The sequence below is a fragment of the Actinacidiphila sp. bgisy160 genome, assembly GCF_965342435.1.
Taxonomy (GTDB): domain Bacteria; phylum Actinomycetota; class Actinomycetes; order Streptomycetales; family Streptomycetaceae; genus Actinacidiphila.
The window spans coordinates 92081-105347 of record NZ_CBDRCM010000006.1 but is presented as its reverse complement, the minus strand read 5'-3'; the positions used below and the strand labels follow the sequence as shown (position 1 = coordinate 105347).

The window sequence follows — 13267 nt, the reverse complement described above, 5'->3', positions numbered from 1 at the left end:
AATGGATGCCCGGTCGGTGGCCCGATCGGCTCCTACCGACCGCCCTCCTCACATGGGGAGGGGACAGATTCGCGGCGCGCACGAGGGCAGTGGTCCCGCGCACCTCGGCCACCGAAGGCCGAACGACGCTCCGCGCGGTCAGCGCAGTTCCTTGCGCCCGACCCTCCCCGGAAACCGCTCGTCGCCGCGTCCCAACAGAAGAGGCAGCATCCTGACCACCACCACGACTTTCCGCGATCTGGGGATCCTCCCCGAGACCGCCGAGGCACTCGAGGCCGTCGGCATCACCACTCCCTTCCCGATCCAGGAGATGACGCTCCCCGTCGCCCTCGCCGGCAACGACGTCATCGGCCAGGCGAAGACCGGCACCGGCAAGACCCTGGGCTTCGGCCTGCCGCTCCTGGAGCGGGTCGTCGTCCCGGCCGACGTCGAGGCCGGGCGGGCGACGCCCGAGGACGTCGTCGACGGTCCGCAGGCCCTGGTCATCGTCCCCACCCGAGAGCTGTGCACGCAGGTCACCAACGACCTGCTGACCGCCGGCAAGGTGCGCAACGTCCGCGTCCTGGCGATCTACGGCGGCCGTGCCTACGAGCCGCAGGTCGAGGCCCTGAAGAAGGGCGTCGACGTGATCGTCGGCACTCCGGGCCGGCTGCTGGACCTGGCGGGCCAGAAGAAGCTCAGCCTGCGCCACGTCCGCGCACTCGTCCTCGACGAGGCCGACGAGATGCTGGACCTGGGCTTCCTCCCCGACGTCGAGAAGATCATCGAGATGCTGCCGGCCAAGCGGCAGACGATGCTCTTCTCCGCGACGATGCCGGGCGCCGTCATCGGCCTCGCCCGCCGCTACATGTCGCAGCCCACGCACATCCGGGCCACCTCGCCGGACGACGAGGGCGCGACCGTCGCCAACATCACCCAGCACATCTTCCGCGCCCACTCGCTGGACAAGCCGGAGCTCGTCTCCCGCGTCCTGCAGGCGGAGGGCCGCGGCCTGGCGATGATCTTCTGCCGCACCAAGCGCACCGCCGCGGACGTCGCCGAGCAGCTCGAACGCCGCGGCTTCGCCTCCGGCGCCGTCCACGGCGACCTCGGCCAGGGCGCCCGCGAGCAGGCGCTGCGCGCCTTCCGCAACGGCAAGGTCGACGTCCTGGTCTGCACCGACGTCGCCGCCCGCGGCATCGACGTCGAGGGCGTCACGCACGTGATCAACTACCAGACGCCGGAGGACGAGAAGACCTACCTCCACCGCATCGGCCGCACCGGCCGCGCGGGCGCGTCCGGCACGGCGATCACCCTGGTCGACTGGGACGACATCCCGCGCTGGCAGCTGATCAACAAGGCGCTGGACCTGCCGTTCAACGATCCGGAGGAGACCTACTCCACCTCCTCGCACCTCTACGAGCTGCTCGGCATCCCCGAGGGCACCAAGGGCGTCCTGCCGCGTGCCGAGCGCACCCGTGCGGGGCTCGAAGCGGAGGAGATCGAGGACCTCGGCGAGACCGGAGGCCGCGGTCGCGGCCGCGGCGGCCGCAAGTCCGGCCCGGCCGCCTCGGCCGAGGCGGAGGAGCGTCCGGCGCGCACCCGTACGCCGCGCCAGCGCCGCCGCACCCGCGGCGGGCAGGCGCTCGGCGAGGCACCCGCCGAGGCGGAGGCGGTCGTCGAGGCCGTCGAGGCCCCGGCTGCCGAGGCCACCGCCGCCGCTCCGCGCCGCCGTCGCCGCACCCGTGCGGGCGCGGGCGGCGCGACCACCGCCGGCACCGCGAGCACCGAGACCGCCACGTCCGCCCCGGCCGCCCCGGTGGCCGAGGAGGTCCCGGCCCCGCGCCGTCGCCGCACGCGGGCCGGTTCCGCCGCCGAGACTCCGGCCGCCGCGGAGGCGGCGACCCCGGAAGCGGCACCCGCCGAGGGCGAGGGCGCGGCCAAGACCGTCCGCCGCCGTCGCCGTACACGGACGGCCAAGCCGGCCGACGAGGCCACCGGCTGACGCGACACCCGTACGCGCACGGCCGGGCGCCCCTGAGGGGTGCCCGGCCGTCGGCGTTCCGCCTGGGTGGCGCCCGGGATCGGGTCCCGCGTCATGTGGGGGCAACCCGGCCCGGCTAGCCTCGGCGCATGAGCCGACCGCCGTTCCTGACGCTGCCCGAGAACGCCATCGCGTACCCCCTGGAGACGGACCGCGGCGCCTTCGCCGTGCTGGACGCCGTCCCCCCGGCCGGCACGCCGCGGCGCGGCACCGCCCTGCTGGTGCCCGGGTTCACCGGCAGCAAGGAGGACTTCGTCGCACTGCTGGCACCGCTCACGGCCGCCGGCTACCGCACGGTCGCCGTGGACGGGCGCGGCCAGCACGAGTCGCCGGGCCCGCGGGACGAGGCGGCGTACGCACAAGAAGAGCTGGCCGCCGACGTCGTCGCGCAGACCGCCGCGCTGGGAACCCCGGCCGGCGAGCCGGTGCACCTGCTGGGGCACTCGATGGGCGGCCTGGTCGTCCGCGCCGCCGTCCTGGCCGCGCACGGCGCCGGCGCCGCCCTGCCCTGGACGTCGCTCACCCTGATGAGCTCCGGCCCCGCCGCCATCGAACCCGCCCAGCAGGCCCGTACGAAGCTGCTGCTCGATGCGCTGTCCGGAATGGACATGGAGGGCGTGTGGCGCGCGATGCGCGACCTGGACGCCGAGGACCTGGAGGGCACGGCGAACGCCGGGGACGCGATCGAGGAGTTCCTGCACCGCCGCTGGCTGGCGACGGTGCCCGAGCAGCTGATCGTCACCGGTCGGCAACTGCTCGACGAGCCGGACCGGGTGGCGGAGCTCGCGGCGGTCCCGCTGCCGAAGCTGGTGGTCTCTGGGGCGGTGGACTACGCCTGGCCCGTCCCGTGGCTGGACGCGATGGCCGAGCGCCTGGCCGCCCGCCGGGTCGTGGTCGAGGGGGCCGAGCACTCCCCCAACGCCGAACGCCCGGACCCCACCGCCCAGGCCCTCCGGGAGTTCTGGGACGGTCCCGGTTCCGGGGCCTGAGCCCACCTACAGGCGCGCCTGCAGGTGCTCCCAGAAGCCGTCGCGCAGTACGCGCCGCAGGTCGGCGTGGCCGCGCAGCGAGATGTTGAGCATGCCCTCGGCCTCGACGAGCAGTTCCTGGTCGTAGGCCGGCGGCAGGTACGGGTGGCCGGGCAGCAGCTCGGCCAGGGAGTCGCGACCGCGCGTCGCCAGCCACTGCGAGGCCACCCGGGCCCCGACGAAGTGCACGTCCTCGCGGGTCGGGATGGGCCCGGTGGGGATCGGCGCGTCGCCGTAGACGGGGGCCGTGCGCCGGGTGATGTACGGCTTGCAGAAGTCGAGGTCGAGGGTGCGCAGGCTGTCGACCTCCCACAGCAGGGGGTCGGCCTGGTTGCGGCCGTCGGCGGCCTCGATGCCCCACAGGTGGACGCGGGCGCCGTACCCCTGAGCGGCCTCGACCGCGGACACCAGGTCCTCGTCGCCGCCGATGAGGACGGCGTCGCTGATGGCGCGGTGCCGGGCCAGTGACTCCAGGTCGCTGCGGATCAGGGAGTCGACGCCCTTCTGCTGCCGGCTGGCGTTGAGGTTGCCGAGCCGGACCTTGACGTCGGGCAGCTCGGCGATGCGTTCCTGCTCGGCGGTGTGGATGCGGCGGCGGGCGCCGTCGTACCAGTAGACGCGCAGCAGGCGGCTGTCGGCGAAGAGGGTGCGGGCCCGGTCGATGAAGGCCTCGATGATGCCCTCGGCGTCGAGTTCGAAGGCCCTCCGGTCCTCGGTGCCCGCGACGAGGCGACCGGCCGCGGCGTACACGTACCCGGCGTCCACGAACACGGCGTGGGTCGCCGGGGTCGTGGCGACCTCGGCGAGCACCCGCTGCAGGAGCTCGTTCGTGCGCTCGATGCCGGCGGCGATGGCGGAAAGGGCGTCGTCGTTCATAGAGATCACATTGTCCGGCGGTTTCGTCCGCACACACAACCGGAACCAGGACCGCCGGTACCGGTGGCTACCGGCCAGTAGATGCGTGGGAAAAGATTTCTTTAGGACAGGGAAGGTTTTCGTCGCGGCAACTGTTGTCGATACATGAATGACCCCGGCAAGTAACGGCTGCGAAGCAGCCCCGTACTCCAATGGAGGAGTGCCCGGACGAAGGGAGAAGCCGTGAACACCATGCGCTTCGAGATCATGCGCCTCAACGACCAGGACGGCCGCGCCGTCGACTGCACGGTCGTGGACGCCGCCTCCGTCGACCAGATCGTCCAGCAGGCCGCCGCGATCGGCCAGCGCATCTACATCCGCCCCGCCCAGTAAGGCTCCGTCACCCCGGCGTGGCCGCACGGCCGGACGCCATGAACGCGAAGGGCCCCGTACACCACGGTACGGGGCCCTTGTCGCGTCCGGATCGCGCCGACGGTCCGTCAGCCCTCGCCGCGGATGAAGCCGAAGACCCCGCCCGCGATCTGCTGCACGGCGATCGCCGAGAGCAGCATGCCGGAGAGCCGGGTGACCAGCACCACACCGCCGTCCTTGATCAGACGGATGATCACCAGTGAGTAACGCATCGTCAGCCAGAGCACTACGTGCATCGCGACGATGGCGCCCCACACCGACAGCTGCTGCCCGAAACCGTGCGCGCGCTGCACCGCGAGGATCACCGTCACGATCGCGCCCGGCCCGGCGAGCAGCGGCATGCCGAGCGGTACCAGCGCGACGTTGACGTCCTTGGTCTGGGTGGGCTCGTCCGCCTTGCCGGTGAGCAGGTCGAGGGCGATGAGCAGCAGGAGCAGACCGCCGGCGATCATCAGGGCCGGCACCGAGACGTGCAGGTAGTCGAGGATCTGCTGGCCGCAGATGCCGAAGACGGTGACGACGCCCAGCGCGACACCGGCGGCCTGCCAGGCCATGCGGCGCTGGACCTTGGCCGCGCGGCCGGAGGTGAGGGCGAGGAAGATCGGGGTGATTCCGGGCGGGTCCATGATCACGAAGAGCGTGACGAAGACCGAACCGAACAGGGTGAGGGAGAAGAGATCCATGGGCCTAGCGGTGGTGCGGTTACAGGGGTCGCGGGTCAGGGGGTCACGGGGTGATGGGCGCCGCGCCGGTGGCCCGGCGGACGATCTCCCGGTAGACCTCGGGGTCGGTGGTGTACTCCCCGAGCCGGACGGTCTTGCGGGTGCCGTGGTAGTCGCTGGACCCGGTGGTGAGCAGTCCCAGCCTCGCGGCGAGGGTGCGCAGGTGGGCACGGGTCGGCTCGTCGTGGTCCATGTGGTCCACCTCGATGCCGTCGAGCCCGGCCGCGGCCAGGTCGTGGATGACGCTCTCGGGCACGCAGGTGCCGCGCTTGACGGCGGCGGGATGGGCGAAGACCGTCACCCCGCCCGCGCTCTTCACGAGCCGGATCGCCTCGAAGGGGTCGAGTTCGTGCTTCTCGACGTAGGCGCGGCCGCCGGGCCCTATCCACTGAGGCGTGAACGCCTCCGCGATGCTGTCCACCAGGCCCGCCTCGATCAGCGCCTGGGCGATGTGCGGCCGGCCCACGGCACCGTCGCCGGCGATCTCGGCGACGCGCTCCCAGGTCACCGGAACGCCGTGCTCGCGGAGCCGGGCGACCATGGCCTGCGCGCGGGGCACCCGGTCGTCGCGCACGAGTTCGCGCTCCCGGTAAAGCTCCGGTTCCTGCGGGTCGAAGAGGTAGGCGAGCATGTGCAGGCTCACCCCGTCGATGCGGCAGGACAGTTCGGCGCCGGTGACCAGGACCGGCGCCGCGGCGCCGGTGGCGTGCAGTTCCGCCAGCGCCTTCTCGGCCTCGGCGTAGCCGCCGACCGTGTCGTGGTCGGTGAGGGCCACGACGTCCAGCCCGGCGGCGGCCGCGGCCCGGACCAGCTCTGCGGGGGTGTCCGTGCCGTCGGAGGCCGTGGAGTGGGTGTGCAGATCGATTCGCACTCGGGTCACTCCAGGCGCTCGGTGCTCGGGCAGATTCAGGGGTTGTGATTACCAGGATAACTGCCCGGCCAACCTGTGAATCTCAGGAGAGCAGGCGAGGGGAGAGCGCCCCGCACGGTACGAGATCGACTTCGGCGCCGGCCTCGCGCAGATCGGTCAGTATCAGCTCGTCGTACATGAGCAGGCCCGACTCCTCCGGCCACACGATCGCCCACAGCCAGAGCCCGAAGGACTCGCCGGCGAAGACCGCGCGGTCCGGTGGCGTCCCGTTCACGTGCCACAGGCCGGTCGGCCTCCCGGCCGCGATCACCTTGGCGGCCGGCGGCTTGCCGACGCACATCGCCGGTCCGGGGTCCGGTCCCGGGATCCCGGCGAACCTCGCCCCGAGCCCGACCCCGAGCTCCTCCGCCACCAGCACCATCTCGCCCTGCCCGCCGAGCGGCCCCGGTCCCGAGCACGCCACCGCCGTGGCCCGTCCGCCGCTGCGGTCGTCCCCGGCGGACGCGACGCCGGTGAACAGCCAGCCGACGGGCAGCGGCCAGGGCATCCACACCGGGACGCGCGACCGGCTCACGACCACGCCGAGGGCTTCCACGCTCGGCGGCACGACAGGCTGCAGCGGATACACGGCGCCGTGCTCGTCGCACTGCCAGGAGTCGGCGAAGAGCCCGGGCGCTCGGACCCGGCCACCGCACTTCGGGCAACTGGGTTCGCCTCTCATACCGCCCCACGGTCCTCTGGCGGCGTGCGCGCGTCAAGGACGATCACCCGTCCGGGTTCGGCGCGTGGCGCCGTCGCGCGGCACACCTCCCCCGCGGGTCACATCGCTCCCGCGTCGGCGGGTTTGCCCGAACCGCTGAGGGGGCGTCACGGACCGCCGCGGCTCAGTCCGTCAGCGCCACCGCCGCGCGCCTCGGGTCGCGCAGATCGGTCCCCGCCTGCAGCCAGCGCTCCTGGAGCGCCCCCGCGCCCCGCACCCGCTTCCACGCCGCCTCGTTCGCCGTCATCGGCAGAAGCGGGAAGAAGCGGACCGGGTCCATCGGGGCGTCGAGTTCCAGGTCCGCCACGAGACCGCCGGGCTCGGCGACCATAACGGCCGAGAACGCCGCCCCCGGCCACAGCGGTTCACCCACGTCCAGCGAGTTCCCCGGCGCGACGACGACGCCTTCGACCTGAGGGGCGGCGGCCAGCACCGCGAGCGGCCGCAGGACCTTGTCCGTGTCGGCGCCGCGCCCGGCGCGCAGGCTGAGCACGAGCTCCGCGCGCGGGCCGCGCACCGGGTCCGCGACCACGGTGACGGGGTCGTTCATCGGCGCGCGCGACATGCCGAGGGTCACATAGCGCAGCAGCTCGCCGTCCCGGAAACGCAGCACCTCGATCCGTTCGGTGCCCAGGAAGGTGACCGCGGCACGGGCGTCCGGCTCACCGAAGGCCATGCGCAGCCGCGCCTCGACGAGCCCCAGTACGTCGACCATGAAGTGAGCATAGAGCGCGTATGGAACGTGCAAAGGCGCGGCTTCGCGCTGGAGCCGCCTGATAGGGTGGGCCGTCGGCTACGCCGGTAGAGGCGTGCCGCTTTCCCCCAGCGGGGATCGGCCGGAGGAGGTGGGGCTGCGATGGATCCTAGTCGACCGTGCAGTACCGGCAGCTCTTCCGCCCGGCAACCCTCCTGATCCCCCGCGTTCCGTACCCGGTCACCCGGGGCTGAAACCAAGGAACCACGGAACCCTCGGGGAATCCCGGAAATCTCCGCGAGCACGAGCGTGTGACGTCGAACTGTGCCCGCTTTCGAGGCCTGCCCGGGTCCGCCCCGCCGCTTCCGGAAGAGCTCCCTGAACTGCGCAGTGATCAACGGTGATCACCCCTGCCCTGATCCGCATTTCAGCCCGGCCAGTCCGTGAAGGAGCTTGCCATGTCGATGATCCGCGACCTGCGCGCAGTCGTCCGCCCCGCCCTGCGCAAGAGCAGCACGTCGTACGACTACGGACCGGACCGCTCCCGTATGTCGTCCGCCACGCCCAGCTCGGTCGTGGACTGCGCCGTCTACCGGGACGGCCGCCGCGGCAGCGACCACATCTCGCCGCGCGAGGCCCTGGAGAAGGTGCGCGGCGGCGACGGGTTCGTCTGGATCGGCCTGCACGAGCCGTCGGAGCGGGAGTTCGCGGAGATCGCCGAGGTGTTCGGACTGCACCCGCTGGCCGTGGAGGACGCCGTCCACGCCCACCAGCGGCCGAAGCTGGAGCGCTACGACGACACGCTCTTCATGGTGTTCAAGACCATCCGCTACGTCGAGCACGCCGAACTCACCGCCACCAGTGAGGTGGTGGAGAGCGGCGAGGTGATGGTCTTCACCGGCCGGCACTTCGTCATCACCGTCCGGCACGGCGGCCACGGCTCGCTGCGCGCCCTGCGCCACCGCCTCGAGGACGACCCCGAGCTGCTGGCCAAGGGCCCCTCCGCGGTGCTGCACGCCATCGCCGACCAGGTCGTGGACGACTACCTGGCGGTCAGCGAGGCCGTGCAGGACGACATCGACGAGGTGGAGATCGACGTCTTCTCCGCCCAGGGCAAGTCCCCGCGCGCCACCGACGCCGGGCGCATCTACCAGCTCAAGCGCGAGGTGCTGGAGTTCAAGCGGGCGGTCTCCCCGTTGCTGCGCCCGATGCAGATGCTCAGCGAGCGGCCGATGCGCGTGGTGGACCCGGAGATCCAGAAGTACTTCCGGGACGTCGCCGACCACGTCGCCCGCGTCCACGAGATGGTGGTCGGCTTCGACGACCTGCTCAACTCCATCCTGCAGGCCAACCTCGCCCAGGCGGCAGTGGCGCAGAACGAGGACATGCGCAAGATCACCTCATGGGCGGCGATCATCGCCGTCCCGACCATGATCTGCGGTGTGTACGGGATGAACTTCGACTACATGCCCGAACTGCGCTGGAGGTTCGGCTACCCGATGGTGCTGGTCGCCATCGGCGGGATCTGCTTCGCCATCCACCGCATCCTGCGCCGCAACGGCTGGCTGTAGGGCCCGGCCCTAACCGGCCCTCCGGCGGTCGGCCAGGATCACCAGGGCGAGCCCGGCGAGGATCACCAGGAGCGCCGGGTAGGCCGCCACGGGCGGGGTCTGGCCCAGCCAGACCGCCGCCACCAGGGCGGCACCCGGCGTCTCCAGCAGGATCGCGGTGGACGTGGTCGACGCCCCGAGCCCGCGCACCACGCGGTTGAGCAGGCTGTGGCCGAGCAGCTGCGCGGCCACGGTCAGGGCGGCGAGTTTCGCCCAGGTGCTCGCGTCGTAGCCGCCGAGCGCCGAGCCCGAGACCAGACAGACGGCCAGCAGGGCGACGGCCGTGGTGGTGTAGCAGACATAGGTGTAGGCGGTCGTGCTGACGGTCCGTCGAACCTCCGCGCCGAGCAGGACGTACCCCGCCGCCGCGATGCCGCCGCCCAGCGCCAGCGCGTCCCCGGCCAGGGCGCGCGGCGAGAGCGACAGGTCGACGCCGGTCAGCAGCACCACGCCGGCGACCGCCAGCGCGGAACCCAGCCACACCATCCGGGGCGGCCGGTGTCCGCGCATCCACAGGATCAGGGTGGTCCACACCGGCGTCGTCGTGCCCAGTGCCGTCGAGGACGCGACCGAGGTCATGGTCAGGCTCGGCAGCCACAGCCCGAAGTGCAGCGCCAGCACCAGGCCGGAGGCGACCGAGAGCCCGAGGGCCCGGCGGCCCATCCCCCGCAGCTCCCGCCCGTGCCGCAGCCAGGCGAACGGGCTCAGCACTCCGACGGCCATGGCGTTCCGCCAGAAGGCGATGGCCAGCGCGGGCGCGGCGGTGGCGGCGATCAGCGGCGCGGAAAGGGAGACACCGGCGATGGCGACGCCCAGGAGCGCGAAGTCCAGCGGCGCCTTCCCGTGCGCGGCTGCGCCGGACTCGGCGTCCGCCTTCGGTACGGCGGGCGTGGTTCTGGCGGACGGCGCGGCGGACACGCGGTGTCTCCTCGGGGCACGGTGGGCGGTGACCCCCTTAGCGTAAGGCCCGTCCGGGCCCCGAGCCCCTGTCGTCTCACCATGTGTGCGGCACCACGGCGGCGACGGGCGCGGCCCACGCCATAGGGTGGGTCGCATGACGGAGACCGTGACGCAGCCACAGCTGGACCAGGCCCTGATCGAGGAGGCCGTGAAGAAGTCCGGCCTGCTGTGGGTCGACGGTCAGGCCCTGTGGCACGCCTGGGTCGACGGCGCCGTGGTGGTCGTCGGCGGCGGCCCCGGCGAGCAGCCGCTGCCCGGGCCCGGACTCACCGACGGCGGCACCGCCACGGTCATCGTCCGCAGCAAGGACAAGGGCGGCCGGCTGGTCGCCTTCCCGGTCCGGGTCACCGAGTTGCGCCCGGAGGGCGAGGCGTGGACGGCCGCGGTGGAGGAGCTCAAGGGCAAGCGGCTGAACGCGCCGGACGCCGGGACCATGGCCGGACGCTGGGCCCGCGAGTGCCACGTGCTGCGCCTGGAGCCCGCCGGCCACCCCCTGGAGCGCCCCGGCGCGATGCCGGACGGCAGTGGCGCCGCGGCCCCCGTGCCGACGGCCGCGATCACCCGCCACCCGGTCCCGGCGGCCCTGCCGAAGCTGCTGCTGCGGCGCCGCAGGAAGGCCTGAACCCCGGGACCTACTGCGTCACGGCCTTGCCGTAGTCGACGACATCGTCCTCGTCCGGCGCGCGCAGCGTGAAGTCCTTGCCCCAGTCGTCCATGGTCAGCGTGCCCGCGCCGCCCGCGCGTTCGTAGCGCAGCGGGTACGGCTTGCCCTCCAGGGACACGTCGATCGTGCCGCCGTTGCCGCCGTCCGCGGTGACGGCGATGGTGCGGACGCCGCCGACCGAGCGGTGGTCCCCGACGGCGAGTGCGCCGTGCAGGACGAACAGGCCCTCCAGCAGCACCTCCTTGTCGGTGAAGCCGCTGAACTGGTCGTACGTGGGGTCTCCGGACGGCACCTTGACGTACTTGTTCTTGAGCTTGGCGCCGACCTGGTCGCCGTAGAAGCCGGCGCCCGCCTTGAGGTAGAGGTCGTCCCCCACCCGCAGCAGTTCGAAGGTGCTGCCATCGGAGGTGACCTCGCCCAGGCCGCCGTTGCCGCGCAGCCGCATGTCGAGCGTGTAGGTACGGCCCTTGCTGACGACGGTGCCGGCCAGCCGCACCGTGTCGGCCGCGTCGGCGGCGGTGCGGGCGCGCTTCTCGATGGTCTCGGCCGGCAGTTTGCCGACGCCGTTGGTCCCCGCGTCCGGGTCGCCCGCGCACCCTGTCGTTCCGGCGAGCACGAGGACCGCGCCCAGAAGGCTCACGAGGACGGCTGACCTGCGGCCGGGGATCACGTGTTCTCTTCCTCCTGCGGTTGTACGCGCCCGTCACACGAGGGGAGCGGCGAAGCGGAGCCGAAGCTACCGCAGCGTACCGCTGGCCGGGTGAACCCCTGTGAACACCGTGCGAAGCCCCCGTGGAGCATTACGACGCGCCCGGCCGGCGGGGGCGGCGTTAGCCTGGCGGCATGCCAGCGGGAACCTCCCGGGTCTTCGTCTCGCACCTTTCCGGGGTGCGGGTCTTCGATCCCAACGGCGACCAGGTCGGCCGGGTCCGGGACGTGGTCGTGATGCTGCGGGTCGGGGGCCGGCCGCCGCGTGTGCTGGGACTGGTGGTGGAGGTCGTCAGCCGGCGCCGGATCTTCCTGCCGATCACGCGGGTGACGGGCGTGGAGTCCGGTCAGGTGATCACCACGGGTGTCGTCAACATGCAGCGCTTCGAACAGCGCCCGACCGAGACCCTCGTCCTCGGCGAACTGCTCGACCGGCGGGTGACGCTGGTGGAGTCCGGCGAGGAAGTGACCGTGCTGGACGTGTCGATGGTGCGCCTGGCCGCGCGCCGCGACTGGGAGATCGACAAGGTCTTCGTCCGCCGCGGCAAGGGCGGCCCGCTGCGCCGCACCGGGGAGACGCTGACCGTCGAGTGGTCTGCGGTGACCGGCTTCTCGCTGGACGAGCACGCGCAAGGGGCCGCGGCGCTGCTCGCCACCTTCGAACAGCTGCGCCCCGCCGACCTGGCGAACGTCCTGCACCACCTCTCACCCAAGCGCCGCGCCGAGGTCGCCGCGGCCCTCGACGACGACCGGCTCGCCGACGTCCTGGAGGAGCTGCCGGACGACGACCAGGTGGAGATCCTCGGCAAGCTCAAGCAGGAGCGGGCCGCCGACGTCCTGGAGGCGATGGACCCGGACGACGCCGCCGACCTGCTGGCCGAGCTGCCCGAGGAGGAGCAGGAACGGCTGCTGGGCCTGATGGAGCCGCACGAGGCGGCCGACATGCGCCGGCTGATGTCGTACGAGGAGCGCACCGCCGGCGGTCTGATGACCACCGAGCCGATCGTGCTGCGCCCCGACGCCACCGTCGCCGACGCGCTGGCCCGGGTCCGCAACCCGGACCTGTCCCCCGCGCTCGCCGCCCAGGTGTACGTCTGCCGGCCGCCGGACGAGACCCCGACCGGCAAGTACCTGGGCACGGTGCACTTCCAGCGGCTGCTGCGCGACCCCCCGTTCACCCTGGTCAGCGCCCTCCTGGACAGCGACCTGCAGCCGCTGGCGCCGGACACGCCGCTGCCGGCGGTCACCAGCTTCCTCGCGACGTACAACATGGTGTCCGTGCCGGTCGTCGACGACAGCGGATCGCTGCTGGGCGCCGTCACCGTCGACGACGTCCTGGACCACCTGCTGCCGGAGGACTGGCGCGAGACGGAGCTGCACGAGGCGGCGCCGTGAGCGACGAACGCCCACGCATCCGCCTCGACCAGCCGCGGGTGCCGCGAATCAGCCTCCTGCCCTCCTACGACCCGGAGGCCTTCGGACGGCTGTCGGAGAAGATCGCCCGTTTCCTGGGGACCGGGCGCTTCATCGTCTGGATGACGGTCGTGATCGTGGCGTGGGTGTCGTGGAACGCGCTGGCGCCGCGCGATCTGCGCTGGGACTCGTACCCCTTCATCTTCCTCACCCTGATGCTGTCGCTGCAGGCCTCCTATGCCGCCCCGCTGATCCTGCTGGCCCAGAACCGGCAGGACGACCGCGACCGGGTCAACCTGGAGCAGGACCGCAAGGCGAACGACCGCAGCATCGCCGACACGGAATACCTGACCCGTGAGGTGGCCGCGCTGCGACTGGGGCTGGGGGAGGTCGCCACACGCGACTGGATCCGCTCCGAACTGCAGGAGCTGCTGAAGGACATCGACCAGCGGCAGCGGGCCGAGCTGGAGTGATCGCCCCCGTGTGAGCCCGCCCACCGGGGTCCTGCGGGCACGGTGCGGGACGTA

At 72.5% G+C, this 13267-nt stretch carries 14 protein-coding genes; 7 read left to right on the top strand and 7 right to left on the bottom strand.

Annotated features, from left to right (window positions below; genetic code table 11):
- Positions 1 to 151 precede the first annotated feature (151 nt).
- Together ACRWNP_RS08185 and ACRWNP_RS08180 are read left to right on the top strand one after the other, a co-directional pair.
- Complete coding sequence (locus ACRWNP_RS08185) at positions 152 to 1984, top strand: DEAD/DEAH box helicase (RefSeq protein ID WP_431960349.1); 1833 nt, start codon at positions 152 to 154, stop codon at positions 1982 to 1984.
- A gap of 128 nt (positions 1985 to 2112) precedes the next feature.
- Positions 2113 to 3012 (top strand): alpha/beta fold hydrolase, encoded by a 900-nt coding sequence (locus ACRWNP_RS08180; RefSeq protein WP_431960348.1) that lies wholly within the window; start codon positions 2113 to 2115, stop codon positions 3010 to 3012.
- A 6-nt stretch (positions 3013 to 3018) separates the two neighbouring features.
- On the opposite strand, the gene ACRWNP_RS08175 is transcribed toward ACRWNP_RS08180, so the two are convergent.
- Positions 3019 to 3927 carry an NYN domain-containing protein gene (locus tag ACRWNP_RS08175; protein WP_431960347.1) on the bottom strand — a complete coding sequence of 303 codons (909 nt, stop codon included), beginning with the start codon at positions 3925 to 3927 and terminating at the stop codon, positions 3019 to 3021.
- Positions 3928 to 4149: 222 nt separating this feature from the next.
- Here ACRWNP_RS08175 and ACRWNP_RS08170 point away from each other — a divergent pair, with 222 nt between their 5' ends.
- Positions 4150 to 4299 (top strand): hypothetical protein, encoded by a 150-nt coding sequence (locus ACRWNP_RS08170; protein WP_158689826.1) that lies wholly within the window; start codon positions 4150 to 4152, stop codon positions 4297 to 4299.
- A gap of 107 nt (positions 4300 to 4406) precedes the next feature.
- Here ACRWNP_RS08170 and ACRWNP_RS08165 read toward each other — a convergent pair whose 3' ends face one another.
- The 4 genes from ACRWNP_RS08165 to ACRWNP_RS08150 all read right to left on the bottom strand — a co-directional run bounded on the left by ACRWNP_RS08165 (position 4407) and on the right by ACRWNP_RS08150 (position 7406).
- A complete protein-coding gene (locus ACRWNP_RS08165; RefSeq protein ID WP_431960346.1) occupies positions 4407 to 5021 on the bottom strand; it encodes a MarC family protein in 615 nt (204 codons plus the stop codon).
- 43 nt (positions 5022 to 5064) lie between these two features.
- Complete coding sequence (locus tag ACRWNP_RS08160) at positions 5065 to 5931, bottom strand: PHP domain-containing protein (RefSeq protein ID WP_431960345.1); 867 nt, start codon at positions 5929 to 5931, stop codon at positions 5065 to 5067.
- Between the two features lie 82 nt (positions 5932 to 6013).
- On the bottom strand, positions 6014 to 6652 hold the full coding sequence (locus ACRWNP_RS08155; protein WP_431960344.1) for a DUF6758 family protein: 639 nt from the start codon (positions 6650 to 6652) through the stop codon (positions 6014 to 6016).
- A gap of 163 nt (positions 6653 to 6815) precedes the next feature.
- Positions 6816 to 7406, bottom strand: a complete 591-nt coding sequence (locus tag ACRWNP_RS08150) for a suppressor of fused domain protein (RefSeq protein ID WP_431960343.1) — start codon at positions 7404 to 7406, stop codon at positions 6816 to 6818.
- Positions 7407 to 7843: 437 nt separating this feature from the next.
- On the opposite strand from ACRWNP_RS08150, the gene ACRWNP_RS08145 reads away from it, so the two are divergent.
- Entirely contained in the window at positions 7844 to 8956 is a 1113-nt protein-coding gene (locus tag ACRWNP_RS08145; protein WP_431960342.1) for a magnesium and cobalt transport protein CorA, read from the top strand.
- A gap of 9 nt (positions 8957 to 8965) precedes the next feature.
- Here ACRWNP_RS08145 and ACRWNP_RS08140 read toward each other — a convergent pair whose 3' ends face one another.
- Positions 8966 to 9913, bottom strand: a complete 948-nt coding sequence (locus ACRWNP_RS08140; RefSeq protein WP_431960341.1) for a DMT family transporter — start codon at positions 9911 to 9913, stop codon at positions 8966 to 8968.
- Between the two features lie 136 nt (positions 9914 to 10049).
- Here ACRWNP_RS08140 and ACRWNP_RS08135 point away from each other — a divergent pair, with 136 nt between their 5' ends.
- The gene (locus ACRWNP_RS08135) at positions 10050 to 10577 is read left to right on the top strand and encodes a hypothetical protein (protein ID WP_431960340.1); all 528 of its coding nucleotides are present in this window, start codon (positions 10050 to 10052) and stop codon (positions 10575 to 10577) included.
- A 10-nt stretch (positions 10578 to 10587) separates the two neighbouring features.
- Here ACRWNP_RS08135 and ACRWNP_RS08130 read toward each other — a convergent pair whose 3' ends face one another.
- Complete coding sequence (locus tag ACRWNP_RS08130) at positions 10588 to 11250, bottom strand: hypothetical protein (RefSeq protein ID WP_431960443.1); 663 nt, start codon at positions 11248 to 11250, stop codon at positions 10588 to 10590.
- A gap of 212 nt (positions 11251 to 11462) precedes the next feature.
- Between ACRWNP_RS08130 and ACRWNP_RS08125 the strand changes: the two genes are divergently transcribed.
- Positions 11463 to 12722: a magnesium transporter MgtE N-terminal domain-containing protein gene (locus ACRWNP_RS08125; RefSeq protein WP_431960339.1), complete on the top strand. Its 1260-nt coding sequence runs from the start codon at positions 11463 to 11465 to the stop codon at positions 12720 to 12722.
- Positions 12686 to 13213 carry a DUF1003 domain-containing protein gene (locus tag ACRWNP_RS08120; protein ID WP_431960442.1) on the top strand — a complete coding sequence of 176 codons (528 nt, stop codon included), beginning with the start codon at positions 12686 to 12688 and terminating at the stop codon, positions 13211 to 13213. Before ACRWNP_RS08125 ends, ACRWNP_RS08120 begins: the two co-directional genes overlap by 37 nt.
- Positions 13214 to 13267: the final 54 nt, after the last annotated feature.

Excerpts from the sequence above, each read along its gene's own strand:
- ACRWNP_RS08180 (WP_431960348.1), top strand. The coding sequence starts at position 2,113 with ATGAGCCGACCGCCGTTCCTGACGCTGCCCGAGAACGCCATCGCGTAC.
- ACRWNP_RS08175 (WP_431960347.1), bottom strand. The coding sequence starts at position 3,927 with ATGAACGACGACGCCCTTTCCGCCATCGCCGCCGGCATCGAGCGCACG.
- ACRWNP_RS08165 (WP_431960346.1), bottom strand. The coding sequence starts at position 5,021 with ATGGATCTCTTCTCCCTCACCCTGTTCGGTTCGGTCTTCGTCACGCTC.
- ACRWNP_RS08155 (WP_431960344.1), bottom strand. The coding sequence starts at position 6,652 with ATGAGAGGCGAACCCAGTTGCCCGAAGTGCGGTGGCCGGGTCCGAGCG.
- ACRWNP_RS08150 (WP_431960343.1), bottom strand. The coding sequence starts at position 7,406 with ATGGTCGACGTACTGGGGCTCGTCGAGGCGCGGCTGCGCATGGCCTTC.
- ACRWNP_RS08145 (WP_431960342.1), top strand. The coding sequence starts at position 7,844 with ATGTCGATGATCCGCGACCTGCGCGCAGTCGTCCGCCCCGCCCTGCGC.
- ACRWNP_RS08135 (WP_431960340.1), top strand. The coding sequence starts at position 10,050 with ATGACGGAGACCGTGACGCAGCCACAGCTGGACCAGGCCCTGATCGAG.
- ACRWNP_RS08125 (WP_431960339.1), top strand. The coding sequence starts at position 11,463 with ATGCCAGCGGGAACCTCCCGGGTCTTCGTCTCGCACCTTTCCGGGGTG.